20 protein-coding genes are annotated in these 22,872 nt (G+C 70.7%); 7 read left to right on the top strand and 13 right to left on the bottom strand.

Annotated elements, in window-relative coordinates:
* Positions 1 to 5: 5 nt before the first annotated feature.
* From ABD912_RS15835 to ABD912_RS15815, 5 genes are all read right to left on the bottom strand, one after another.
* A complete protein-coding gene (locus ABD912_RS15835; RefSeq protein ID WP_345152247.1) occupies positions 6 to 614 on the bottom strand; it encodes an ArsR/SmtB family transcription factor in 609 nt (202 codons plus the stop codon).
* 230 nt (positions 615 to 844) lie between these two features.
* Positions 845 to 1,048 carry a cold-shock protein gene (locus ABD912_RS15830; protein ID WP_149956812.1) on the bottom strand — a complete coding sequence of 68 codons (204 nt, stop codon included), beginning with the start codon at positions 1,046 to 1,048 and terminating at the stop codon, positions 845 to 847.
* 281 nt (positions 1,049 to 1,329) lie between these two features.
* The gene (locus tag ABD912_RS15825; protein WP_345152244.1) at positions 1,330 to 2,100 is read right to left on the bottom strand and encodes a DUF2786 domain-containing protein; all 771 of its coding nucleotides are present in this window, start codon (positions 2,098 to 2,100) and stop codon (positions 1,330 to 1,332) included.
* Between the two features lie 104 nt (positions 2,101 to 2,204).
* Positions 2,205 to 2,576: a nitrite reductase (NAD(P)H) small subunit gene (locus ABD912_RS15820; protein WP_345152241.1), complete on the bottom strand. Its 372-nt coding sequence runs from the start codon at positions 2,574 to 2,576 to the stop codon at positions 2,205 to 2,207.
* A gap of 298 nt (positions 2,577 to 2,874) precedes the next feature.
* Positions 2,875 to 4,419, bottom strand: a complete 1,545-nt coding sequence (locus ABD912_RS15815) for an MFS transporter (protein WP_345152238.1) — start codon at positions 4,417 to 4,419, stop codon at positions 2,875 to 2,877.
* A 117-nt stretch (positions 4,420 to 4,536) separates the two neighbouring features.
* Between ABD912_RS15815 and ABD912_RS15810 the strand changes: the two genes are divergently transcribed.
* Complete coding sequence (locus ABD912_RS15810; protein WP_345152237.1) at positions 4,537 to 5,079, top strand: TetR/AcrR family transcriptional regulator; 543 nt, start codon at positions 4,537 to 4,539, stop codon at positions 5,077 to 5,079.
* An 18-nt stretch (positions 5,080 to 5,097) separates the two neighbouring features.
* On the opposite strand, the gene ABD912_RS15805 is transcribed toward ABD912_RS15810, so the two are convergent.
* Both ABD912_RS15805 and ABD912_RS15800 read right to left on the bottom strand, forming a co-directional pair.
* Positions 5,098 to 5,625 (bottom strand): DUF1697 domain-containing protein, encoded by a 528-nt coding sequence (locus ABD912_RS15805; protein WP_345152236.1) that lies wholly within the window; start codon positions 5,623 to 5,625, stop codon positions 5,098 to 5,100.
* Between the two features lie 143 nt (positions 5,626 to 5,768).
* Positions 5,769 to 6,758 carry a DUF559 domain-containing protein gene (locus ABD912_RS15800; protein WP_345152235.1) on the bottom strand — a complete coding sequence of 330 codons (990 nt, stop codon included), beginning with the start codon at positions 6,756 to 6,758 and terminating at the stop codon, positions 5,769 to 5,771.
* Positions 6,759 to 6,893: 135 nt separating this feature from the next.
* Between ABD912_RS15800 and ABD912_RS15795 the strand changes: the two genes are divergently transcribed.
* The 3 genes from ABD912_RS15795 (at position 6,894) to ABD912_RS15785 (ending at position 11,025) form a co-directional block, all read left to right on the top strand.
* Positions 6,894 to 8,912 carry a dipeptidyl-peptidase 5 gene (locus ABD912_RS15795; protein WP_345152234.1) on the top strand — a complete coding sequence of 673 codons (2,019 nt, stop codon included), beginning with the start codon at positions 6,894 to 6,896 and terminating at the stop codon, positions 8,910 to 8,912.
* A gap of 132 nt (positions 8,913 to 9,044) precedes the next feature.
* Positions 9,045 to 9,608: an HdeD family acid-resistance protein gene (locus ABD912_RS15790; RefSeq protein WP_345152232.1), complete on the top strand. Its 564-nt coding sequence runs from the start codon at positions 9,045 to 9,047 to the stop codon at positions 9,606 to 9,608.
* Positions 9,601 to 11,025, top strand: a complete 1,425-nt coding sequence (locus ABD912_RS15785) for an NAD(P)/FAD-dependent oxidoreductase (protein ID WP_345152229.1) — start codon at positions 9,601 to 9,603, stop codon at positions 11,023 to 11,025. Before ABD912_RS15790 ends, ABD912_RS15785 begins: the two co-directional genes overlap by 8 nt.
* A gap of 12 nt (positions 11,026 to 11,037) precedes the next feature.
* On the opposite strand, the gene ABD912_RS15780 is transcribed toward ABD912_RS15785, so the two are convergent.
* Together ABD912_RS15780 and ABD912_RS15775 are read right to left on the bottom strand one after the other, a co-directional pair.
* On the bottom strand, positions 11,038 to 11,637 hold the full coding sequence (locus tag ABD912_RS15780) for a TetR/AcrR family transcriptional regulator (RefSeq protein ID WP_345152225.1): 600 nt from the start codon (positions 11,635 to 11,637) through the stop codon (positions 11,038 to 11,040).
* The gene (locus tag ABD912_RS15775) at positions 11,634 to 13,595 is read right to left on the bottom strand and encodes an MFS transporter (protein ID WP_345152223.1); all 1,962 of its coding nucleotides are present in this window, start codon (positions 13,593 to 13,595) and stop codon (positions 11,634 to 11,636) included. Before ABD912_RS15775 ends, ABD912_RS15780 begins: the two co-directional genes overlap by 4 nt.
* 269 nt (positions 13,596 to 13,864) lie before the next feature.
* Here ABD912_RS15775 and ABD912_RS15770 point away from each other — a divergent pair, with 269 nt between their 5' ends.
* The gene (locus tag ABD912_RS15770; RefSeq protein WP_345152389.1) at positions 13,865 to 15,508 is read left to right on the top strand and encodes an MDR family MFS transporter; all 1,644 of its coding nucleotides are present in this window, start codon (positions 13,865 to 13,867) and stop codon (positions 15,506 to 15,508) included.
* 10 nt (positions 15,509 to 15,518) lie between these two features.
* The gene (locus tag ABD912_RS15765; RefSeq protein ID WP_345152221.1) at positions 15,519 to 15,971 is read left to right on the top strand and encodes a MarR family winged helix-turn-helix transcriptional regulator; all 453 of its coding nucleotides are present in this window, start codon (positions 15,519 to 15,521) and stop codon (positions 15,969 to 15,971) included.
* Between the two features lie 75 nt (positions 15,972 to 16,046).
* Here ABD912_RS15765 and rlmC read toward each other — a convergent pair whose 3' ends face one another.
* From rlmC to nirD, 4 genes are all read right to left on the bottom strand, one after another.
* Positions 16,047 to 17,171: a 23S rRNA (uracil(747)-C(5))-methyltransferase RlmC gene (gene rlmC, locus ABD912_RS15760; protein WP_345152219.1), complete on the bottom strand. Its 1,125-nt coding sequence runs from the start codon at positions 17,169 to 17,171 to the stop codon at positions 16,047 to 16,049.
* Between the two features lie 64 nt (positions 17,172 to 17,235).
* Positions 17,236 to 18,348 carry an Ig-like domain-containing protein gene (locus ABD912_RS15755; protein WP_345152217.1) on the bottom strand — a complete coding sequence of 371 codons (1,113 nt, stop codon included), beginning with the start codon at positions 18,346 to 18,348 and terminating at the stop codon, positions 17,236 to 17,238.
* A 168-nt stretch (positions 18,349 to 18,516) separates the two neighbouring features.
* The gene (locus ABD912_RS15750) at positions 18,517 to 19,389 is read right to left on the bottom strand and encodes a sirohydrochlorin chelatase (RefSeq protein WP_345152214.1); all 873 of its coding nucleotides are present in this window, start codon (positions 19,387 to 19,389) and stop codon (positions 18,517 to 18,519) included.
* Entirely contained in the window at positions 19,386 to 19,769 is a 384-nt protein-coding gene (nirD, locus tag ABD912_RS15745) for a nitrite reductase small subunit NirD (RefSeq protein WP_345152211.1), read from the bottom strand. Before nirD ends, ABD912_RS15750 begins: the two co-directional genes overlap by 4 nt.
* Positions 19,770 to 20,157: 388 nt before the next feature.
* On the opposite strand from nirD, the gene nirB reads away from it, so the two are divergent.
* On the top strand, positions 20,158 to 22,869 hold the full coding sequence (gene nirB / locus ABD912_RS15740; protein ID WP_345152209.1) for a nitrite reductase large subunit NirB: 2,712 nt from the start codon (positions 20,158 to 20,160) through the stop codon (positions 22,867 to 22,869).
* The last annotated feature ends 3 nt before the right edge of the window (positions 22,870 to 22,872 follow it).

Below are 22,872 nucleotides of genomic sequence, written 5' to 3'. Positions count from 1 at the left end.
GGCGTTCACCTTTCGGAGTCCGGAGTCGGGCCGGCGGCCGGGTCGATGAGGGGGAAGGCGTTGAAATGCAGTTGGATGGGCCGGGCATCCGCTCCGCCAGCGCCCCGGTACTCGTCGGCGATCTTCGTCAGGAACTCCATGGTGCGGACGGAGATGTCCTGGAGCTGCTGGGCATCCAGTTGCAGGTTGATGGTGTTCAGGACGGAGGAGTCCAGCCATTCCTCCGGGAGCGCCTCCATGCCGTGGTCCAGGAAGTCGGCCAGGGCCGCGGCCCGGCGCTGCTCGATCTGCCGCGCCACCGAATGGACCAGGATCCTGGCGGCAGGATTGTGCTCGGCGGCCTCCATTGACACTTGGAACCCGCCCGCGGGTCGACGCCACCAGCGTTCGCGTTTGGACCCGTGCCCCTCAACCTCTTCGACCAGGCCGTGCTTGGCGAGCTGGCGCAGGTGGTAGCTGGTGGAGCCGCTGGATTCTCCCAGGCGTGCGGCCAGCCCGCTGGCTGTCTGTTCTCCGTAGCTGGCCAAGAGATCCAGCAGTTGCACGCGCAAGGGATGCCCGAGCGCCTTGAGGGCGGTGACGTCCAGCATGCGGGGGGCGGGGGAGGTGCTCATGGCTCGACGGTACTATTGCAAAGATTCCTTTGCAATAGTTTCTTTGCAATTGATTCCAGTGCGCCGCGGGCGGGCCGTTTCCGCGGATGCGCCCTGCGGCCCGCTCGCGTAGACAAGCCACCCGGGCGCCCCAGCCGGACACGCATTCATGGCCCATAACCCAAAAAGGACGGCGGCAACACCCGGTGGGTGTTGCCGCCGTCCTTGAGGAACTTGTGGTTCCGCGCTGGTTACAGCGGGCGGATGTCCGTGGCCTGCAGGCCCTTCTGGCCCTGGGAAACCTCGAACTCGACGCGCTGGCCCTCTTCAAGAGCGCGGAAGCCCTTGGACTGGATCGCGGAGTAGTGGGCGAAGACGTCGTCGGAGTTGTCGTCCGGAGCGATGAAGCCGAAGCCCTTTTCGGCGTTGAACCACTTAACGGTACCGGTTGCCATGATGTGTGTCCTTTCGAGACTGTCCTGGATGGACGTAGGGGAGTGGCCGCCGGAATGGGCAGCCACATGCAGCTACGTGATTCACCGCTGGTCAAAAAGGAAACACGCCCCGGGAGTCCGGGACTTGGTACCGATTACTGCGAGAAAACAACGACTACAACCATTAACAGTACGGCACTCCGGGACCGGTTACTACCCCGCAAGACGGGAAAGTTCGTAAGTTTGCCTAATTGTCTCCGGAACGTCACCCTGCGTGTCCAGGCGGCGTCCCGCCTTTGGGGTCAGCCCGGCAGCCGGGCCCGGCTGCCTTCGGCGACACCGCGCTGGCCGACGTTCGCGCGGTGTCCGGCGGCCTGGCCCGCCCGGTGGGCGGTCCAGGAGCCCGTGTTGATGGGGCGCGAGCGGGCGCTGCGCAGGAACGGATGCATCTGGTGCAGGGCCTCCGTGACGCGTTCGCGGCGCCCGGCCAGGACCAGTTCCGTGCCGCTGCCCGCGTCCGCCACCTCCTGCGCATGCAGGTCCCGCAGGCGCCCGGCGACTGTGTCGAAGAACGCCATTTGGAACTGTCGCCGTTCGGTCACCCGCAGCGCCTCCGTGGGCAGGTGGCCCTTGTCGTGCTCCCGCCACCAGGCCGCCATGACCGAGCGGATCTGGACCAGTAGCGACTCGAACAGTCGCAGCACCTGGGCCACGTCGGACTCGACCCCGACCACGTACAGGGTGGAGGTGTTGCCGCTGGTGGACTGAAGCACCGAGATCGCGGGGAACGCCCGTGCGACCTCGCTCAGCCCGCGCAGCCGCCCGACGCGGTAGACCCCTCCGACCTCGAAGCGGCGCTCCACGACCGCCTCGCGCGGCCGGCCCTCACGGGCGGTCCGCTCATCCAGTTGGGCCCGGCCGATCCCGTAGCGGACCATGAGCCGCTCCGCGTGCTCCTGCAAGGCCTGGGCTTCCGCCGGATACGGGGTGCTCTCCGCCTTGCGGAGCAGCATGGTGATCTTCTCCAGCATCCGCTCGAGCTTGCCGGCGGTTGCTCCGTGGGGCTTGCTCATGGGGCCTCCTTCGTCGGGGCCTTCAGCTTTGCACGGACGCGGCACCGTCCTGCCCCGAAGGCCGCGGGTGTGGGGAACCCACGAACCGCGCGCACTTGTGGGCGCTACGGCGCCGCGGTTCCCACCAGCACCCGGCCATCCTGCACCCGCACGGGGTGGATGGGCAGGCGGGGGCGGCCCGGGGTGAGGCAGTCCCCGGTGTCCAGCCGGTACACCTCCTTGCGCCCGGCGCCGGCGACGGTGTGCACCAGCCCCGCGGGCGTCAGCCGGGTGCCCATGATGCCCGCCGCCATCACCGGCGCTCCGGTGGAAGGGCAGGCGTGCGAGGTGGCATGGACCGTTCCGTCCGGGAAGCGGAAGAGCGCGACCTGCCGGCCGTCCAGCCAGAGGCTTTGGCCCCAGCCGATGGACAGGTCGTCGATCCAGCAGGCGGGCAGCCAGTCGGCCGCGACGCCGGAAGTCATCACAAGGGCCACGCCCGTGTCCTTTCCATAGGCCTGCGCGGGGCCCGGAGCGGGCCCCGCCGCGGTGCGCGACGGCGCCGCAGGGTGGCCCCCAGCCTAGGAACCCGGTGTTACGGCAGGCCCAAGCCGAGGTTTCGGGCCCGTAAATACCGCGGTGTTGTTTCACCGTCGGGAATTGCTGCCGGCCGGACCGGCGGGGCGCGGTTCCCGCGGGGACCGCGCGCCGCCGTCGTGCACGGGAACCGCCCGCGGTTGCGAACATGCCCGGGCTGCAAGCATGCCCGGGCTGCGCCTGGAAGATGCCGTGGCCCTACCGTGCGCGGTGCCCCCGCAGCGTGCGGTAGGCCACCGTTGCCGCCGCCAGGGTCAGGGCCACCGCCACCGTGGAGGTGACGGCCACGCCGGAGTCGAAGGAGTGGGCGGCGGACTCCAGCAGCGCCCGGGCGGCGTCGGCCTGGTCCGCGGGCAGCTGCGCGGCGACCTCCACGGCTCCGCCGAGGGTTTGCCGCGCCGACTCCGCCTGCTCGGCGTCCAGTCCGGCCGGAACGTCCAGTCCCTGGGCGTAGGAGGCGTTGAGGATGCTGCCCAGCACGGCGGTGCCCATAACGGCCCCGACCTCGTAGGCCGTCTCCGACACCGCCGCCGCGGCACCGGCCTTGGCCGCCGGGACGGCGGCAAGGGCGAGGTCGTTGGAGACGGTCTCGGCCAGGCCGACGCCGGCCCCGAGTACGGCGAACGCCGCCATGATCGCCACCAGCGAACCCTCGCTGCCCCAGACGAGCACCACGGTGTAGGCGGCGGCGCTCAGGGCCAGCCCCGCCAGCACCACCGCCGCGGGGCCGAAGCGGCGCACCGCCGGAACGGAGGCGAAGCCGCCCAGTACCGTCAGGGCCAGTCCCGGGAGCATCAGCGTGCCGGCCTCGACCGGGGACTTGCCGGCGACCAGCTGCAGGTGCTGGGCCAGGAAGTAGATGAAGCCCACCAATGCGAACACGCCGAAGAGGTTCACCAGCAGGGCTCCGCTGAACACCGGGTTCCGGAACAGGCGCACGTCCAGCATCGGATGGTCCCGGCGCAGCTGGCGGCGGACGAAGAGCGCGCCCATGGCCAGCCCCAGCGCGAGCGAGGCCGCGCCGACGAGCCGCTCGTCCGCCGTCGTCAGGGCCTTGATGCCGTAGACCAGCGGCAGCAGGGTGCCGATGGACAGCAGGATGCTGGCCGGGTCCACCGGGCCCGGGTGCGGGTCGCGCGACTCGGGGACGAAGGCCGGGCCAAGCGCCAGCAGCGGAATGAGCACCGGCACGGCCAGCAGGAACACCGAGCCCCACCAGAAGTGCTCCAGCAGGACGCCGCCGACAATTGGCCCCAGGGCGGCGCCGCCGGAGAAGGCCGCCGCCCAGATGGCGATCGCGGTGCGCCGCTCGGCGGTGTCGGTGAAGATGTTGCGGATCAGCGACAGCGTGGCCGGCATAAGCATCGAGCCGAAGACGCCCAGCAGGGCGCGGGCCCCGACCAGCGCGGCGGCGGAGGGGGCGAAGGCGGCGGCGGCGGAGACGGCCGCGAAGCCGGTGGCGCCGATGAGCAGGAGCCGGCGGCGCCCGATCCGGTCGCCGAGGCTGCCCATGGGAACCAGCAGGCCGGCCAGCACCAGGGGGTAGATGTCGATGATCCACAGCAGCTGCGTGCCGGTGGGCGCCAGCGCGGCGGAGAGGGCCGGGACGGCGAAACTGAGCACCGTGTTGTCCACCGAGATGAGCAGGACCGGCAGAAGCAGGACGGCAAGGGCCGCCCAGCGGCGGGCTGCGGGCTGGGTTGGGGTCGGGGTCTTGAGCGGCGTCTGTCCAAGCGCGGGCATGATCGGGTCCTGGGTCGGAGGGTCGAAGGTTGTGAGAGTAACTGTACCGTCTGGACTGTTTAGTTATCAATGCGGCTCCGCGGGCTTTTGGGGGATCGGAGCGATAAAGTCATAGGCATGTCCCGCCCCCCGCATGCCAAAGAAAAGATCCTTGCCGCGTACTGCGGGCTGCTGTGCGAGGACGGGGAGCGGGCCGCGACGATGGACGCGACCGCCGCCCGGGCCGGTGTGTCCAAGGGCGGCCTGCTGTACCACTTCAAGAGCAAGGAAGCCCTCGCGGAGGCGGTGATCGTCCGGTTCGGCGAGATTGCCGCCCGTGACGTGGCGGAGATGGCGGCGGCGGCGGAGGGCCCCTCGCGGTACTACGTGCAGACCTCCTGCCAAACGGACACTGAGCTCGACGACTATTTCCGGGCGGTGCTGCGGCTGGCGCAGGGGAACAACGCGGTGGCCGTGCAGGCGCTGGAGTCGCTGCACCGCCAGTGGCTGGACCTGATCCGGACGGAGGTTGCCGACCCCCATGCCGCGGAGGCGATCATGCTCATCGGTGAGGGGCTGTACTACCAGACCACGCTGCCCGGATCGTGGTCCCGCGGCACGTTCGAGGAGTCGCTGCCGCAACTGCTGCTCCAGGTGGACCGGCTCAAGGCCGGGAACTGACCGGGGACTGAAGGCGGGCTATCCCAGCGCCGCGGCGACCTTCTCCATCGTGTTCAGGTTCCGGGTGGTCACCAGCGGCTTGTACTTCGCCTTGGCGAGCCGCTTGGACAGGTTGGTGTCCAGCGAACTGCCCTTGGGGACCTCCCAATACAGTACGTCCCCGGCGGCCTGCCAGCGCTCGGTGGGGGAGGGCTCCAGGGCGTCCACCACATCATCGACGGTGCCCGCCTCCGTGGTGAGGACGGCGTACGCGTGCAGGCCGGGGGTGGTCCCGAACGGGTAGCCGGCAATGATCGCGTGCACCTGCGGGGCCGTCTTGACGATCACCCACGCGTCGTAGCCGAACCGCTCCCGCAGCACGGACTCGACCCGCGCCTTCACCGTTTCCGCGTCGGCGTCCGCCGCCAGCACCACGTTTCCCGAGGCCAGCAGAGTCCTCACTTCCGCGAATCCGGCAGCGGCGAGCACCTGCTGCAGGTCCTTCATGGCGATCCGCACCCCGCCGACGTTGATCCCGCGCAGAAACACAGCGAACAGTTCACCCATGCCCCCATTCTGGTGCTCCTGCCGCCCTCCGACGCTCCAGGCCAAGTTTCCTGCCGTCCGTGTCGGGCGCCATCGGGGGATGATTCCCGGTTCCGGGCAGTGGTGCCCGGCGTGTTGGACCGACACGCCGTGAACGTGGGCGATCAGCCCGCCGAAGCTGGGAGAAATTCCGCAGCGTCGCCGAAACCACGGACGGAGAGCGTGCGCCGGACGGCCGCTATGAGCTGTTCGGGGCGGTACAGCACGTATTCGGGCAGGAAGCGGAGCACCGACAGGCCCAGGCAGGCGGCTTCGTTGTCCCGGGCATCATCCCGGGCCTTGGCTTCGCGGGAGGAATGGTAGGCGAAGCCGTCGATCTCGAGGATCAGGCATCCGCAGACCAGGAAATCGACTCTCCCGATGCCGGGAATGAACACCTGTTCCCGGAACGGGATGCCGTGCTCCTGCAAGAGGAGGCGCGCCCGGACCTCGGGATAGGAATCGGCAGTGGTGCGCGCCTGGTTCAGGAGTTCCAGCAGCGGCCGTAGCCGTTGGGCAGTCAAGGCCGCCTCCAGGTCCGATCGCCGCGCCCCGCGACGCAGCGCCGACTCCGCCAGTGCGATCGCCTCCGGCTTTGGCAGGCAACCCAAGGCGTGGAGCACCACGTCCCCAACGGCTACGACCGGCACGTGCGGGTGGGGAGCGAACCGTCTGGACCGGTGGACGACCGCCCCGCTGGCCCGGCCGTGGTCGCAACACACATGGATCCTCTCCGGCGGATCGTTGGGCCACAATCCGTGGAACGCCGCGGCGGAGATGCAGGTCAGGCGGCCTCCCAGAAGAAGCGCTTCGCGGAAGTCCCTCCGGTGCTCCTGCAGTGCAACCAGGCCGTGGCCAGGCCGGGTGAGCCCGTGGGAGAGCGCGCGCTGAATCTCCCGGCGGCCGAACCCGGCCCGGGAGAGGGCGCCGACCCGGGCGATTCCACCGCGTTGTCCCAGAAAGGTTTCGATGTCCATCCCTCCAGTGGCGCCGCCCGCCGTCTCCGCGGAAACCACGGAAGCGCCCAATGTGGATAAGTGCGCTGCAAAGGACAGATGCTTGAGGCCACTGGGGATTTCTCCCGGTTCCGGACGCGGATGCACGGCGTGTTGCACCCGACACGCCCCGCGTCCGAGCCCTGTCTGCTCCGAAACTGGGAAATCCTGTGGACGCGGTGCGGCGGGGCAGGCAGTGGGTGGATGCAGGGGGGTGGAGCATGGCCTGTGAACGCGGCCGGTAGGCTCGCCCCCATGACGATTCGCGCCTACGGGTCCTGGCCCTCCCCGATCACCGCAGAACAGCTCTCCGCCGGCATCCCGGTGGGCGGGGGAGCGTTCGTGGGGGAGCAGCTCTGGTGGCTCGAGGGCCGCCCGGCCGAAGGCGGCCGGCTCACCGTCATGGCGGGGCACCCGCGCCGGCGCATCGCCCCGCGCGAACTGGTCCCGGCCCCGTTCAACGTGCGCACCCGAGTCAACGAGTACGGGGGAGCGTCCTGGACGTCCCTCGACACGCCTACTGGGCCCCGGCTGGTCTTTGCGAACTTCGCCGACCAGCGCGTCTACCTGCTGGACCCCACCGGGGAAACCGCTCCGACCCCGCTCACCCCGCCCAGCGACACCACCCCGAACGGCACGGACCCGGCCCTGCGCTTCGCCGAATTCCTGCCCCGCCCGGAAAGCGGCGAAACCGGCGGCATCGAAACCCGCGAAGTATTCGCCCAGTGCGAGGACCACCGCGGCCCCGAACCCGAGCGCTACATCGTGGCCATCCCGCTGGACGGCAGCGCGGCCGCGGACCCGGACCGGCTGCGCCGCGTCACCCCCGCCTCCCGCTTCGTGGCCGGCGCCCGGGTGAGCCCGGACGGCCAGCGCCTGGCCTGGATCTGCTGGGAACACCCGCAGATGCCCTGGGACGGCACCGTCCTGCGGGTTGCGGACCTCGCCGGCGGCACCGCCACCAACGTGCGCGACCTGGCCGGCTCCACCACCGAATCCGTCCTCCAGCCCGAATGGCTGGACGGCGACACGCTGGTCTACGCTTCCGACCGCACCGGCTGGTGGAACCTGCACGCCCACCCCCTCGGCGGCGAGCCGCGCCCCCTGTGCCCGCGCGAGGAGGAGTTCGCCGGCCCGCTCTGGCAGGTCGGCACCAGCTGGTACAAGGTCCTGGACGGGCACCGGCTGCTGGTCTCCCACGGGACAAGCACCACCGCGCTCGGTGTGCTGGACACCGCCTCCGGAACGCTGGAGGACCTGGACCTTCCCTATACCCGGGTGCTGCCCTCCGCCGTTGTGCCCGTTTCCGGAACGACGGCACAGGCCGGGTTCCGGGCGCTGGTCACCGCCTCCTCGCTCACCGAGGGGGACGGGCTGCGCCTGGTGGAGGCCGGCGCCGGCGGCACCCGCACCCTGAACGTGCGGCTCGCGCTCGCCGAGCGCCCGGACCCGGGGGCCGTCCCGGCGGTCCGGACGATGGAGTTCGCCGGCCCGGACGGGCCCGTGCACGCGAACGTCTACGAGCCGCGGCTGGAAGGCTGTGCCGGGCCGGAGGGCGAAAGGCCGCCGTTCGTGGCGTTTGTGCACGGCGGCCCCACCTCGCAGGCCCATCCCACGCTCTCGCTGGGCATCGCCTACTACACCAGCCGCGGCATCGGCGTCGTCGACGTGAACTACGGCGGCTCCACCGGCTACGGGCGCGCCTATCGCGAGCGGCTCAAGGGCCGGTGGGGGATCGCCGACGTGCAGGACACCGTTGCCGTTATGGAGGGGCTCGCCGCGGCCGGCATCGCCGACCCGGACCGGCTCGCCATCGAGGGCGGATCCGCCGGAGGCTGGACCGTGCTCTCCTGCCTGGTCGGCACCGACACGTTCGACGCCGGCGTCTCCCGGTACGGCGTCGCGGACCTGGAGGCGCTGATGCGGGACACCCACGACTTCGAGTCCCGCTACCTGGACGGGCTGGTGGGCCCGTGGCCCGAGGCCGGCGCGCAGTATGCCGAGCGGGCGCCGCTGAACCGCGTCGAGGGCCTGTCCTGCCCCGTCCTGCTGCTGCAGGGTGATGAGGACCGGGTGGTCCCGCCGACCCAGTCGGAGGCGTTCGCCGCCGCGCTGGCCGCCAAGGGCATCCCGCACGCCTACGTCCTGTTCCGGGGAGAGCAGCACGGCTTCCGGAAGGCGGAGAACATCGTGAAGGCCTACGAGCTCACGCTGGCGTTCTACGCCAGTATTTTCGGGTTCACTACTGATGTTCCGGAGATTGAACTCACCTAGCGTCGTCGGCGCCTCCCCGACCCCGCTACGCTCGCTCGGGGGGCCCTCGGCGCCTAGACTGGCGCCAGCAAGACTGCCCGGCCGCCGCGCCGCGACGGCCCGGACCAACGGTCACGAGGTCAGGGGGAACAGATGGCCACGATAGCGGAACCCATGAAGACGGTCGGCATTGCCAGCATTTTCCGTGGTGTGCTGGCGATCGCCTTCGGCGTGGTGATCCTGGTCTGGCCGCAGATCACCGTGTCGATCGTGGTGGTGGTTTTTGGGATCTTCGTGCTGGCCGACGGCGTGGCGGGGATCGTGCACTGGTTCGGCCGGCGCAAATCCCCCGAGGGGCGACCCTCCGGCTGGCTCCTGGTGGCGAGCGTGGTTTCCATCGCAGCGGGCCTGGCTGCCCTCTTCTGGCCCGGCCCGACGGCGATCGTCGTGACCCTGATCATCGGCTGGTGGGCGCTGCTGATCGGCATCCTGCAGGTCGTCTGGGCCTTCATGGCGCGGAAGTACTTTGCGCTCTGGTGGACCGGCCTGATCGCGGGGCTGCTGTTCGTGGCCCTGGGCCTGCTGCTGATCCTGCAACCGGCCACCGGCATCATGGGCTTCCTGATCGTCCTGGCCATCATTTCCATCATCGCCGGCATCCTGCACATCTACGACGGAACCCGGATCCTCCGCTTCGCCAAGCGCCTGGATGCCTAGCGGATCCGCTCCGGGCGGCACCCGGAACACCGTCAACGGCGCCGTCTCCTTCTGGTACGCCGGCACGGGCCTGCCGGAGCCGCGCCCGCCGCTGCCCGGGGACGCGGAGGTCGACGTGGCCATCGTCGGCGCCGGCTACACGGGGCTGTGGTCCGCCTACTACCTGAAGAAGGCCGAACCGTCGCTGCGGATCGCGGTGCTCGAGTCCCGCTTCGCCGGCTTCGGCGCGTCCGGGCGCAACGGCGGCTGGCTGGCCAACTCCATCACCGGCGGGCGCACCGGCTACGAGCGCACCCACGGGCGGGCCGGCACCGTCCGCTTCCAGGAACTGCTGAACGAATCCGTCGACGAGGTGATCGCCGTGGCCGCGGCGGAGGGCATCGAGGCGGACATCGTCAAGGGCGGGGAGCTGCTGGTGGCCCGCAACGCGGCGCAGTTGGGCCGGTTGGACGCGTTGGCGGCGGAGGCTGCGCGCTGGCCGGACGACGCCGTCCGGCTGGGTCCGGCGGAGACCGCGGCCCGGCTGCGGGTCGCCGGGGCGCTGGGGTCCGTGCACATTCCGCACTGCGCCCGCATCCAGCCGGCGAGGCTGGTGCGCGGGCTGGCCGCCGCCGTCGAACGCCTCGGCGTGGCGATCCACGAGGGGACCACCGCCACCGAGATCCTCGCGGGAACCGCCGCCGCGCGCCCCGTGGTGGTGACCGACCGGGGCCGGGTGCGGGCCAGGCACGTCCTGCGCGCCACCGAGGGGTTCACCGCGAACCTCAAGGGCCTGCACCGCGAATGGCTGCCGATGAACTCCTCGATGATCGTCACCGAACCGCTGCCCCCGGACGTGTGGGAGGAGGTCGGCTGGGACGGGTGCGAGACCGTGGAGGACATGGCCCACGCCTACGTCTACCTGCAGCGCACCGCCGACGGACGGATCGCGATCGGCGGCCGCGGGGTGCCCTACCGCTACGGTTCGCGCACCGACCTGGACGGCGCCACTCAGCCGCAAACCGTCGACCTGCTCGCAGGCATCCTGAGGGAGATGTTCCCGGCGGCCGGGGACGCGGCGATCGAGCACGCCTGGGCCGGGGTGCTTGGGGTCCCGCGCGACTGGAAGGCCACTGTCGGGTACAGCCCGGACACCGGCGTCGGCTTCGCGGGCGGCTACGTGGGGACCGGGGTGACCGCCACCAACCTGGCCGGTCGCACGCTCGCGGACCTGGTGCTGGGCCGGCCCAGCGAGCTGACCGGGATGCCCTGGGTGAACCGCAAGGTGCGGCGCTGGGAGGTGGAACCGGTGCGCTGGCTCGCGGTGCAGGCCATGTATGCGGCCTACCACCGGGCGGACCGGCAGGAGCGGGACGGCCGCACGGGCACCGCGCCGCTGGCCGTCCTTGCGGACCGGGTCTCCGGGCGCTCCCACTGACCCAGCGCCGGATCAGTCTCCGGCGGGGGCCGCGTCGATCTGGGCTGGGTCTATTTGGGCGGCATCGATTTGTGCTGCGTCGATCTGGGCCTGGATGATCGGGACCACCTGGGCGGCCAGGTCCTCCTTGGCGATCTCCGCCTCGGGGAACAGGCCCAGGACCCGGACGCCCTCGGCCAGGCCGACCAGTTGGCAGGCCACCAGCGAGGCGAAGCGCTGGCCGGCCGACGTGTCGCCGATCAGCCGGGCGATGGAGGGGACCGTGTGCTCGCGGAAGTGGGTGCGTTCCACGTCGGCGTCCGGGGCGTCGTGGATGCGCTGGACCATGCCCACCCAGGGGTCCGGCAGGCCGTGCTCGCGCCGGTTCAGGACCTGCAGCACCAGCGCCCGGCCCAGCTTCTCGGGCGGCAGGTCCAGCTCGATCAGCCGCATGCGGGAGGGCCCGATCTCCGTGTACAGCTCCGCCTTGGAGCCGTAGAGCTTGATCACCAGGGCGGGGGACACACCGGCCGCCGCCGCGATGTCCCGCACGGTCACCTCGGTGTAGCTGCGGGCGGCGAAGAGTTCCGTCGCCGCCGCCGCGATGGCCTCGCGGTTGTTGGGACGGCTCATACCGTGGCCCGGTCGCTTTCCGGTTCGTGGGCCGGGAGTTCCAGGTCCATCGTGGTGGATTGCAGCGCCAGCACGACCTTCCGGGAGCGCGCCGAGCCGCCCTGCGGGTCGATGGCCGTGACCAGATAGGGGCCGGAAGCCGGCAGCGGCAGCGCGTAGCGGCCCTGCTCGTCCGCGGTGGTGCTGCGGATGTGCTCTCCGGTGGCCCTGTTGAGGGAGACGACGGCGGCCCCCGCCGGCCGGCCGTCCCGCGCCACCGTGCCGGAGAGGGTCTGCTCTCCGGTCAGCTCGAGGTGCAGGTCCGCCGTTTCGCCGGTGACTTCCAGGACGTGGGCGCGGGGGGACCAGCCCTGGGCATTGGCGATGAAGACGTAGCGGCCCGGGCCGGGCAGCACCACCGAGAAGCCGCCGTCCGGATCGACGCGGGACCAGTCCACCGGGGCGCCGTCCAGGTGGAGCACGGTGACGATGGCGGGCGGGCGCTGCTGCCGGCCCGCCCCCAGCGCAAGCGTGCCACGGGCGATGGTTTCCGGCGCGGTGGCGCCGGCCGCGGCGCCCGCCGGCTCCGGCCCGGCCGGCCGCGGGAGGAACAGCCCGATGGCGAGAGCGACCAGGCAGGTGCCGGCGCCCAGCCAGTGGGTCAGGTCGAGTGCGCCGCTGGAGGGGTACGCATGGCCTCCCACCTCGATGGTCAGCGAGGTAAACACCATGGCCACGATGGCGCTGCCCACGGCCGTGCCAACGGCCCGGACCAGGGCGTTGACGCCGTTGGCGGACGCGGTTTCGGAAATGGGGACCGCCGCCATGATGAGCATGGGCAGGGCCGCGTAGGAGATGGCCGTGCCGATGCCGACGAACGTGTTGCCCAGGACGATGTGCAGCACTGAATCGGCGTTGTAGACGCGCCAGACGTAGGAGGCGGCCATAACGCCGATGCCGATCAGCAGGGTCGGCTTGCCGCCGAGCCTCCTGAGCAAGCGGCTGGAAACGGGGGCGAAGACCAGCATCATCAGGCCGCCCGGGACCATGGCCAGTCCCGCCGTCGTGGTATCCAGTTCCTGGCCGAAGCCGGTGGCCGCCGGCAGTTGGAGCTCCTGGGCGGTGACCAGGCCGTTGATGAACATGGCGAAGCCCACGAAGAAGGTGGCGATGTTGGTCAGCAGGACGGGAGGGCGGGTGGAAGTCATCAGGTCCACCATCGGGTGGGCGACCTTGAGCTGGAGCGGGATCCAGACCGCCATGCTGGTGGCCGCCAGCACCAGCAACCCGATCACCTGGCCGCTGCCCCAGCCCCAGCTGGCGCCCTTGGACACGGCCAGCAGGAAGGACGCCAGGGCAACGGAGAGTATGACCGCGCCGGCGACGTCGAACCGTCCCGGGAGCCGCAGCCGGGATTCGTCCACCAGCAGCTGGATGGCGACCATCAGCAGCGTGCCGACCAGCGCGGTGGACCAGAAGAGGGAGGGCCAGCCGAAGGCCTCGTAGAGGATGCCGGCCAGCGGAAGGCCCATGGCCGCGCCGATGCCGATGGTGGCGCTCATCAGGGCGATGCCGCCGGCGACCTTCTCCCGGGGCAGCTCGTCGCGCATGATGCTGATGCCCACCGGAATGAGGGCCGCGCCGACGCCCTGCAGGGCGCGGCCGATGACCAGCGGGACGAAGCCGCCGCCGAGGGCCGCGATGAGCGACCCGACGGTCATGATGGCCAGGGACAGCACGAGCATCTTCCGCTTGCCGTACATGTCCGCCATGCGGGAGACGATCGGGGTCGCCACGGCTCCCATCAGCAGGGTTGCCGTCACCAGCCAGGAGGCGTCGTCGGCGGAGATCCCGAGGATGTCGGGCATGACCGGCAGCAGCGGAACGATCAGGGTCTGCTGCAGCGCGACGATCAGGCCGCACAGGGTCAGGACGCCGGTTTTCAGCCAGGCCGGCGCGGATGAGGTCTTGGTGGGCACGGGTGGCGCTCCAGGTGGGATCGGACCGGGGGTGGCCGGGCGGGAAGGGTGGGGCGCGCGGGGGTGAACGCATGTTTACTCTAACCCCGCACGGCTTCCCGGGCCACCGATCGCAAGGCGGGAGCCGGAGACGTCCGGCCCGGGGAAACTAGTTGCAAAAAATCAACCATCGGAATATAGTTGACGTAAATCAACCAATTCCTCGTTCCTTTGGAGCCCCCTTGAGCCATTCCTCCGCCCCCGCTGCGGCCCCGCTGTCGGACAACGGGATGACGCACCGCGAGGTGCTGCAATCCTTGACGGGCCTGCTGCTGGGCATGTTCGTGTCCATCCTCGCCGGCACCGTGGTCAGCACGTCCCTGCCGGTGATCCTGGCCGACCTGAACGGCGACCAGACCGCCTACACGTGGGTCATCACCGCGACCCTGCTCGCGACCACGGTCTCCACCCCGATCTGGGGCAAGCTGGCCGACCTCTTCGACCGCAAGATGCTGACCCAGCTGGCGCTGGTCATCTTCGTCCTGGCCAGCGCCGTTGCAGGCTTCTCCCAGGACACCTCGCAGCTGATCGCCATGCGCGTCGTCCAGGGCCTCGGCGCCGGCGGCCTGACCGCCCTGACGCAGATCGTCATGGCGGACATCATCAGCCCGCGCGAACGCGGCAAGTACATGGGCCTGTTCGGCGCCGTTATGGCCGTGGGCACCGTGGGCGGGCCGCTCGTCGGCGGCTTCATCACCGACAGCATCAACTGGCGCTGGAACTTCTTCATCGCCCTGCCGTTCGCCGTCGTCGCGGTCATCATGATCCAGAAGACCCTGCACCTGCCGAAGCTGGCCAAGCGCAAGGTGTCCATCGACTACGCCGGCATCGTCCTGCTCGCCACGGGCGTTTCCACCCTGCTGATCTGGGTCTCCCAGGCCGGCCATCAGTTCGAGTGGGCCAGCGCGACCACCGCCTGGATGCTCGCCATCGTCGTCGCGGCGCTGGCCGCGTTCGTCGTCGTCGAGCTGAAGGTCACGGAGCCGCTGATCCCGCTGACGCTGTTCAGGAACCGCACGTTCACCCTCGGCGTCCTCGGGTCCATCTCCGTGGGCGTCGCGATGTTCGGCACCTCCGTTTTCCTGGCCCAGTACATGCAGCTGGCCCGCGGCGCCAACGCCACCCAGTCCGGCCTGATGACCCTGCCCATGATGGCCGGGCTGCTGATCATCTCCACGGTCGTCGGCGGCGTCATCACCCGCACCGGCAAGTGGAAGCGCTACGTCGTCACCGGTTCCGTGCTGCTGACCGTGGGCATGTTCCTGATGGGAACCATCGAGTACGACACCAACTTCTTCCTGGTCTCCGTCTACATGTTCATCCTCGGGGCGGGCGTCGGCATGGTCATGCAGAACCTGGTCCTGGCGGTCCAGAACGCCGTTTCCCCGCAGGAGCTGGGCGTCGCCAGCTCCGGCATCGCCTTCTTCCGCAGCCTCGGCGGCACCGTGGGCGTCTCGGTGCTTGGCGCCACCCTGGGCAGCCAGGTCACCGAGCGGATGGGGGAGCGGGCCGCCGACTTGGGCGCCGCCATCGCCGCGCTGGGCGAGCAGGGCAAGGAGATCGCCGCGGCCCTGGCCGGCGGCTCCATCCCGGCCGTGCACAGCCTGCCCGAGGGCGTGCGGGTGATCATCGAGTCCGTCTACGGATCCTCCGTGGCGAGCGTCTTTACGGTCGCCGCCCCGCTGGGCTTCCTGACCATCCTCGCCGTCGTGTTCCTGCCGAACCTGGCGCTCAGCCGCCAGACCCGCCAGCAGCGGATGGAGGCCGACGCGCAGAAGGCCGCCGTGGAGACGGCCGGCGCGGAGGGGGCCGCGGAGAGTCTCGGGGGCTCTCCGCGGGCCGTGGAGTCCGGGGCGGCGGGAAGCGTCAAATAGAATGACGGCCATGGCTACCGAACCCGAGTCCGCCGAGATGTCCGGCCTGATCGAGGAGGTGGAGCGCCAGTTCTCGGCGATGTTCCTCCAGTTCCGTACGGCCATGCGCGAACGCGCGGCCCATGTCCACCCGGACCTGCCGCCGATCGGCTTCAGCATCATGACCCTGCTGGCCCGCGAGGGCAACCAGCAGCAGGTTGAACTGGCGCACCGGCTGGTGGTGGACAAGGGCGCGGTCAGCCGGACCGTGAAGCTGCTCGAATCCTTCGGCCTGGTCCTGCGCGCCCCGGATCCCCACGACGGGCGGGCGCACCTGGTGGGCCTGTCCGAGGAAGGGCGGCGGCGGTACGACGACGTGATCGTCCGGCAGCGCAAGATCCTCCACGAGCGGCTCGGCCTGTGGGATCCGGAGGAGGTCCGGCACTTCGGCGAGCTGCTGGCCAAGCTCAACGAGAGCTACTAGCCCGAACGACGCCGGCGCCTTCGGTTCCGCAATTGCGGAACCGAAGGCGCCGGCGTCGTTGTCCGGGCGCGGCGGTCATGTTCGTTCCAGCAGCACCATGGCCTCGTAGTGCCCGCTCTGCGGGAACATGTCCAGCACCCGGGCCCGCCGGGGCGTGAGGGAAGGCATCGCTGCCAGGTCCTTCGCCAGCGTCTCGGCGTTGCAGCTGGAGTACAGCACGTGGCGCACCGCGGAGGACTCCAGCCAGTTGCACAGGTCGGGTCCGATGCCGCGCCGCGGCGGGTTGACGATGACCAGCTCGGGGGCCTCGGAGGACTCCAGGGCGAAGGCCGTGGCATCGCCGGCCTCGAAGCGCATGCCCTCGAGGCCCGCCTCGCGCGCGCTCAGCCGGGCGCTGGCGATCGCCTCGCGGCTGGTCTCGATCCCGGTGACCTCGCGGCCCGGTCCGGCACAGTGCAGGCCAAAGCCGCCGACGCCGCAGTACAGGTCCCAGACGGATGCCGGTTCCAGCTCCCCGACCCAGTCCCGGCCCTGCCGGTACAGCTCCGCGGCGATCTCGGTGTTGGTCTGGAAGAAGCTCTGCGGGCGCAGGTGCAGGTCCACGTCGTTGATGCGCATCCGCAGCGTCGACTGGCGGGTGAGCAGGATCTCCGCCTCGCCCTCCACCGTCGCCTTGTGCTCAGGGTGCAGGTTCACGGACACGACCCTCAGCTGCGGCAGGGCCTCCAGCAGGGCAGGCAGGTTCTTGCGGATCCGCCCCACCAGCGCCTTGGAGCGCAGCACCAGGCGCACCATCAGCTCCCCGTCAGGGGACTCGGTGACGATCAGGTACTTCAGCTCGCCGCTGCGCCGCGGAACGTCGTAGGGGGTCAGGTTGGCCCGGGTGACGAACTCGCCCAGGACGGGGAAGCTGGCCAGCAGGCCCGGGGAGCACAGGCCGCAGCGGCGCAGGTCCACGCCCTGGCCCTCGGTGTCCAGGATGCCGATGGTAGGTTCCTGGGCGGTGCCGCCGATCACCATCTTGGCCTTGTTGCGGAAGCCCGCCTCGCGGCTGGCGACGGGCGGCAGCCACTCCAGGCCGGCGTGGCCGGACAGCAGGGAACGGCAGTGGCGCTCCTTGGCGGCCAGCTGCTCGGCATAGGGGACGGCGATGTGCGTGCAGGAAAGGCAGAGGCCGGCGTCGAAGTAGGAGCACTCCATGGGACAAAGATTCTACTATGTCCCCGCCGGAGCGCCCTTCGCGCCGGCCCCTGCCTCTGGATCCCTACTTCTGGACCGGGGCCTTTGTCGGGGCAATGCTCTGTGCCGCTTTCTGGACCTGGACGGTCCGCGCCGACGTGAAGTCCGCCGCGTAGCGCTTGCTGCCGAGGTACTTGGCCTGGAGCACATGCTTGCCGGGCTTGAGTGAGCCGTAGACGAAGTCGGCCCTGCCGTCCTTCAGTGCCACGGGCGCGCCGACCTTGGTGTTCCAGTCGTAGAACTGCACGTATCCGGTCACGGTGCCGGAACCCGTCCGGGGCGAGATCAGCGCCGTGGCCTTGACCTTGGTGCCGGCGGCCACCGTCCCGGTGGGGTAGGCCTTGAGTTCGCCCCGCACCGGGGCCGGGCCGGCGGGGTTCACGACCACCACCACCGGATCGGAGGTCGACATGCCGAAGTTGAGGAAGGATTCGAAGTGCGCGGTGATGTTGTGGGTACCCACGCCCAGGGCGGAGGTGGTGAAGGTCGCGCTCCACTCCTCGTTGACCTGGACCCCGTCCGTCAGTTCCACCCCGTTGTCGAAGAACGTGATGCCTCCGGACTCCAGCGTTCCCGGTGTCATGGGCCTGCCCTCCGGGTCGGTGACGACGGCGCTGAAGGTGATCTCCTGGCCGGAGGCAATGGGCCCGCTGGGGATGGCCGTCAGGGTGGTCTTCGTCAACGGCCCGACCGGGATGAAGTAGGAGATGGTGACGGTGGCCGGCGCGAAGTTCGCGTCCCCGCTGTATTCCACGGTGAACTGGCGCGTGCCCGGCACCGACGGGAAGACGAAGGCGAGGAACTCGCCGGTTTCGGTCAAGGTCTCTTCGCTGGTGGGGTTCCCGGGTTCCAGGGAAGTCACCACCACCGTCCCGGTGGGGATGGCCGTGGCCGGGGCCACGGGAGCGACCAACCCGAGGACGGCAGCCGGCTGGCCGGCGAAGTTCAGGTCGAACTGGGAAGCGGTGATGGTCACCTGGCCGCGGGCCGGATAGCTGTCCGCGGCCTGCGCCGGGGCGCCCCCGGCCAAAACGGCGGCGGCGAGGAACAGGGCGATCGCCGCCGCCAGGCCGCGGCGTGTTCGGGTGGCTGCAGGACCCTGGACGGTTCCAGGAGGCTGGGGGGCTTTGGGACTCATGGGGGAATTCACGGAACACCTCACTGATGTGCGAGTAACAGGAAGGCGCCCCCCAGCGGCCTTATGGATCCGGCCCCGGATCCAACGCCCCACAAGCTACAGCCCCTTTCCGCGATCCGTAAGCGCAGCCGCTACCCGTTTTCCATCCGCCGGGGTTCCGTGAACCGATCAGAGCCTGTCGAAACGCTCCAGCACCAGTTCCACCAGTTCGGCGGGGACCTCGGCGCCGGGCACCAGCAGGGGGGCCGTGACCACGTCCGCGCCGCACCCGGCGACCCGGGAGGCGAAAAACCCGGGGGCCAGCAGGTACGTGGCCACGACGGTCCGGGAGGGGCGCCGGCTCCGCCACGCGCGGCCGAGGGAGCGGCGCAGGGATTCGCCCAGCGACCGCGGCTCGGGCCGCGCCTCGGCGGTGTCCCGGGCGACGGCCTCGGCGAGCGTGGGGGAGGCGGCGGAGACGTAGGCCGCCTCGACGCCGGTGCCCAGCCGCTCGGAGAGCATCCGGGCCATGGCCTGGCAGTCGCGCACGCCGGCGGGATCGGTGGACCCGGCGCAGGCCAGCACCACCCGGTCGCCGCGGCGCAGCCCGGCCTCGCGCAGCCTGCGCTCCAGGACCGCGGCCAGCCGCGGATCCGGGCCGAGCGGCCGGCTCACGGTGGTTCCCGGGCGCTGCGCGGCAGCCCCGGCGAGGTCGTGCCGGGTGTGGTAGCCGGCCGAAAGCAGCAGCGGCACGATCCGTGCCTCGGCGTCAGCCTCCGCCAGGACCGCGTCGACGGCGGGGGACTGGACGTCCACGAAGGCCGGGACCACCGCGAGGTCCGGGCGGGCCGCGGCCACGGCTGCGACCAGTCCGGCGATCGCGTCCTGCCCCGCGGGGCTTGCGGTGCCGTGCGAGGCGGCCACCAGGACCGACGCCGTCGTTCCCGGCTCCCAGCCGCCCCACGCTCCGTGGGCGGCGGGCAGGGCGTCGTGCGGGGTCGGCAGGGTGGCGCCGCGGACGGGCAGGGACACGGGCCGCGGGCCGTCGAGCAGGGCGGTCATCGCGGCACTCCCACCCAGAGGCGTCCGTCCCGGACCTGGGTGCGGAAGACCCTCAGGGACAGCGAATCGTCCCCCAGGCACCGTCCGTCGTCGAGCCGGAAGACCTGCTTGTGCAGGGGGCTGGCGACGGTGTGGACCGTGCCCTCGGCGGTGGAGCGGCTGCCCATGATGCCGCGGGCCATGACATTGGCTCCGGTGGCTGGGCAGCGCTGCTCAGCGGCGTAGAAGGAGCCGTCCGGGAAGCGGTACAGGGCCACCTGCAGGCCGTCGAGCCAGGCGGCCTCGCCCCAGCCGGGCTCCAGGTCCCCGGGCCGGCACACGTCGTGCCAGCGCAGCTCGGAGGCATCGGTCTCGGATCGTTCGGCAACGAGGATGGTCATCGGGGTGTCCTTTCATACGGCGGCCGGCCGCTTTCGGGGCGGGCCGCATCGGGATGGTTCGAGCCTAGGGAGCGGTTGTTACGGGGCGCACGGGGCGGCGTTTCGGCTCCGTAAATCCGCCCTCACACCGCCGGGGGCACCGGCGTGAGCGGTTCGGGGGCACTGGCCGTTAAAACGCGTGGAGGCATTTTTCGGGCCCCGGGCCCGGTTTTGGGGCCGGTGTTTCGGGCATGTTTCGGCCCTCTCACCGGGATTCCGCGGAATCCTGAAATCAACGTTGCGCAGCCGAAACACTGGGGACACTCGGGGGCAAAAGCACTTGCCTACCGTGGAAGGCAGGAACACCGGCGCACCAGTCGCCGCCCCACCAGCCACACCGGAGGACACCATGAGCGCAGCAACCGACAGCACGGCAACCAACAGCACGGCACCGGCCGGCGTGCGCCGGATCGTGGTCGTCGGCGGCGGACCGGCCGCCCATCGCTTCACCGAGGCCGTGGCCGCCCGCGGCCTGGACGGCATGCACGTCACCGTCCTGACCGAGGAGGCGCACGTCCCCTACGACCGCGTGGCCCTGTCCAAGGCGCTGACGCAGATGGACGTGGACCTGACGCTGGGCGACCCAGCGCTGTGGCAGAACCCGGCGGTCGAACTGGTCACCGGCGCCCGCGCCGTGGACCTGGACCTGCCGGCCCGGGAAGTGCTCACCGCCGACGGACGCCGCTTCGGCTACGACGAGCTGGTCCTGGCCACCGGATCCAACGCCGCCACCCTGCCGATCCCGGGCAACGAGCACACGCACGTCTACCGCTACCTCGAGGACGTGTGGGGCATCAACTCCGAGGTGGCCCGGCTGACCGAGAAGCTCGGCCGCACCATCAACGCCGTCACCATCGGCGGCGGCCTGCTGGGCCTGGAGGCCGCGGCGGGGGTGCAGTCCCTGGGGGCCAACCCGGTGGTCATCGACGGCGGCAAGTGGCTCATGGGCACGCAGCTGGACGAGGGCGCCGGCCAGGCCATGGGCCGCCTCATCGCCGAAAAGGGCCTGGAGGTCCACGGCGGCGTCTTCCCCTCAGCCGTCCTCACCGAGGAAGTGGACGGGGAAACCGTCGTCACCGGCGTCGAAATGGCCGACGGGCGCGTCATCCCCGCGGACATGGTGATCGTCTCGATCGGTGTCCGTCCCCGGGACGAGCTGGCCCGCACCCTCAACGGCCGCGCCAAGGCCGCCGCCGCGGAAACCGCCGGGGTGCCCGTCGAGGAGCTCGACGACGCGGACTTCGCGCCGGTCTTCCGCATGGGCGTGCGCGGCGGCATCGTGATCGACGAAAGCTGCGCCACCGACGTCGAGCACGTCTGGGCCGTGGGCGAGGTCGCCAACTTCGGCGGCATGTGCATCGGCCTGGTCGCCCCGGCCAACACCATGGCGGAGATCGTCGCGGACCGCCTCAACGGCGGGAACGCCACCTTCGCCGGCTTCGACACCGCCACCAAGCTCAAGCTCTCGGGCGTGGACGTGGCCAGCTTCGGCGACGCGTTCGCCAAGACCGACGGCGCGCTGGAGGTCGTCTACGCCGACCCGGCCCGCGGCGTCTACCAGAAGGTCGTGGTCAGCGACGACGCCAAGACGCTGCTCGGCGGCATCTTCGTCGGCGACGCCGCCCCCTACACCTCGCTGCGCCCGCTGCTGGGACGCGAACTGCCGGCCGAACCCGGCGCCTACCTCTCCGCCGCCGGCGGGGGAGAGGCCCCCGAGACCGAACTGCCGGACGACGCCGTGCTGTGCTCCTGCAACAACGTCACCGCCGGGAGCATCCGCGACGCCGTCGGCGGCTGCGGGGCCTGCGAGGGCCAGGAGCCGGTCCAGGAACTGGCCGGGCTGAAGTCCTGCACCCGCGCCGGCACCCAGTGCGGATCCTGCGTGCCGATGCTCAAGAAGCTGCTGGAGCAGGAGCTCACCAAGAGCGGCATCGAGGTCTCCAAGGCCATGTGCGAGCACTTCGAGTTCTCCCGCGCCGAGCTCTTCGAGGCCGTGCGGCTGGCCGGCCTGGCCTCCTACGAGGCGGTCATGGAGCGCTTCGGCACCGGCCTGGGCTGCGACATCTGCAAGCCCGCGATCGCCTCCATCCTCGCCTCCCAGCACTCCGCCTACCCGCTCGACGCCGGGCTGGGCACCCTGCAGGACACCAACGACCGCGCCCTGGCCAACATGCAGAAGGACGGCACCTACTCGGTGGTCCCGCGCATCCCGGGCGGGGAAATCACCCCGGAGAAGCTGGGCGTGATCGCCCACGTGGCGCAGAAGTACGGCCTCTACACCAAGCTCACCGGCGCCCTGCGCATCGACATGTTCGGCGCCCGGCTGGAGCAGCTGCCGGACATCTGGAAGGAACTGGTCGAGGCCGGCTTCGAATCCGGTCAGGCCTACGGCAAGGCGCTGCGCAACGTCAAGAGCTGCGTGGGCTCCACCTGGTGCCGCTACGGCGTTCAGGATTCGGTGGCCATGGCCATCCAGATGGAACTGCGCTACCGCGGCCTGCGCGCCCCGCACAAGTTCAAGATGGGCGTCTCCGGCTGCGCCCGCGAATGCGCCGAGGCCCGCGGCAAGGACGTCGGCGTCATCGCCACCGCCGACGGCTGGAACCTGTACGTCGGCGGCAACGGCGGCGCCAACCCCGCCCACGCCAAGCTGCTGGCCCAGGACCTGGACGACGCCACCCTGGTGAAGTACGTGGACCGCTACCTGATGTACTACATCCGCACCGCGGACCGGCTGCAGCGCACCGCCCACTGGATGGATGACCTCGACGGCGGAATCGACCACGTGCGCGCCGTCGTCGTGGAGGACTCCCTGGGCCTGGGCGAGGAGCTGGAGGCCGCGATGGCCCGCCACGTCGAGAACTACCAGGACGAATGGGCCGCCACCCTCAACGACCCCGACCGCCTGCGCCGCTTCCGCTCCTTCGTCAACGCCCCGGACCAGAAGGACGAGTCGCTGGCCTACGTCGAGGAGCGCGGCATGCGCCGCCCCAACGGGCCGGTCCCGCTCGGTGCCGCCATCCCCGTCGGCGCCCCCACCACCACCCTCGGCGAGGAGTAGGAC

It is taken from the genome of Arthrobacter ginkgonis (assembly GCF_039540195.1).
GTDB lineage: Bacteria > Actinomycetota > Actinomycetes > Actinomycetales > Micrococcaceae > Zafaria > Zafaria ginkgonis.
The sequence above is the reverse complement of the archived record's forward strand: the minus strand, read 5'-3'. Positions and strand labels throughout refer to the sequence as shown.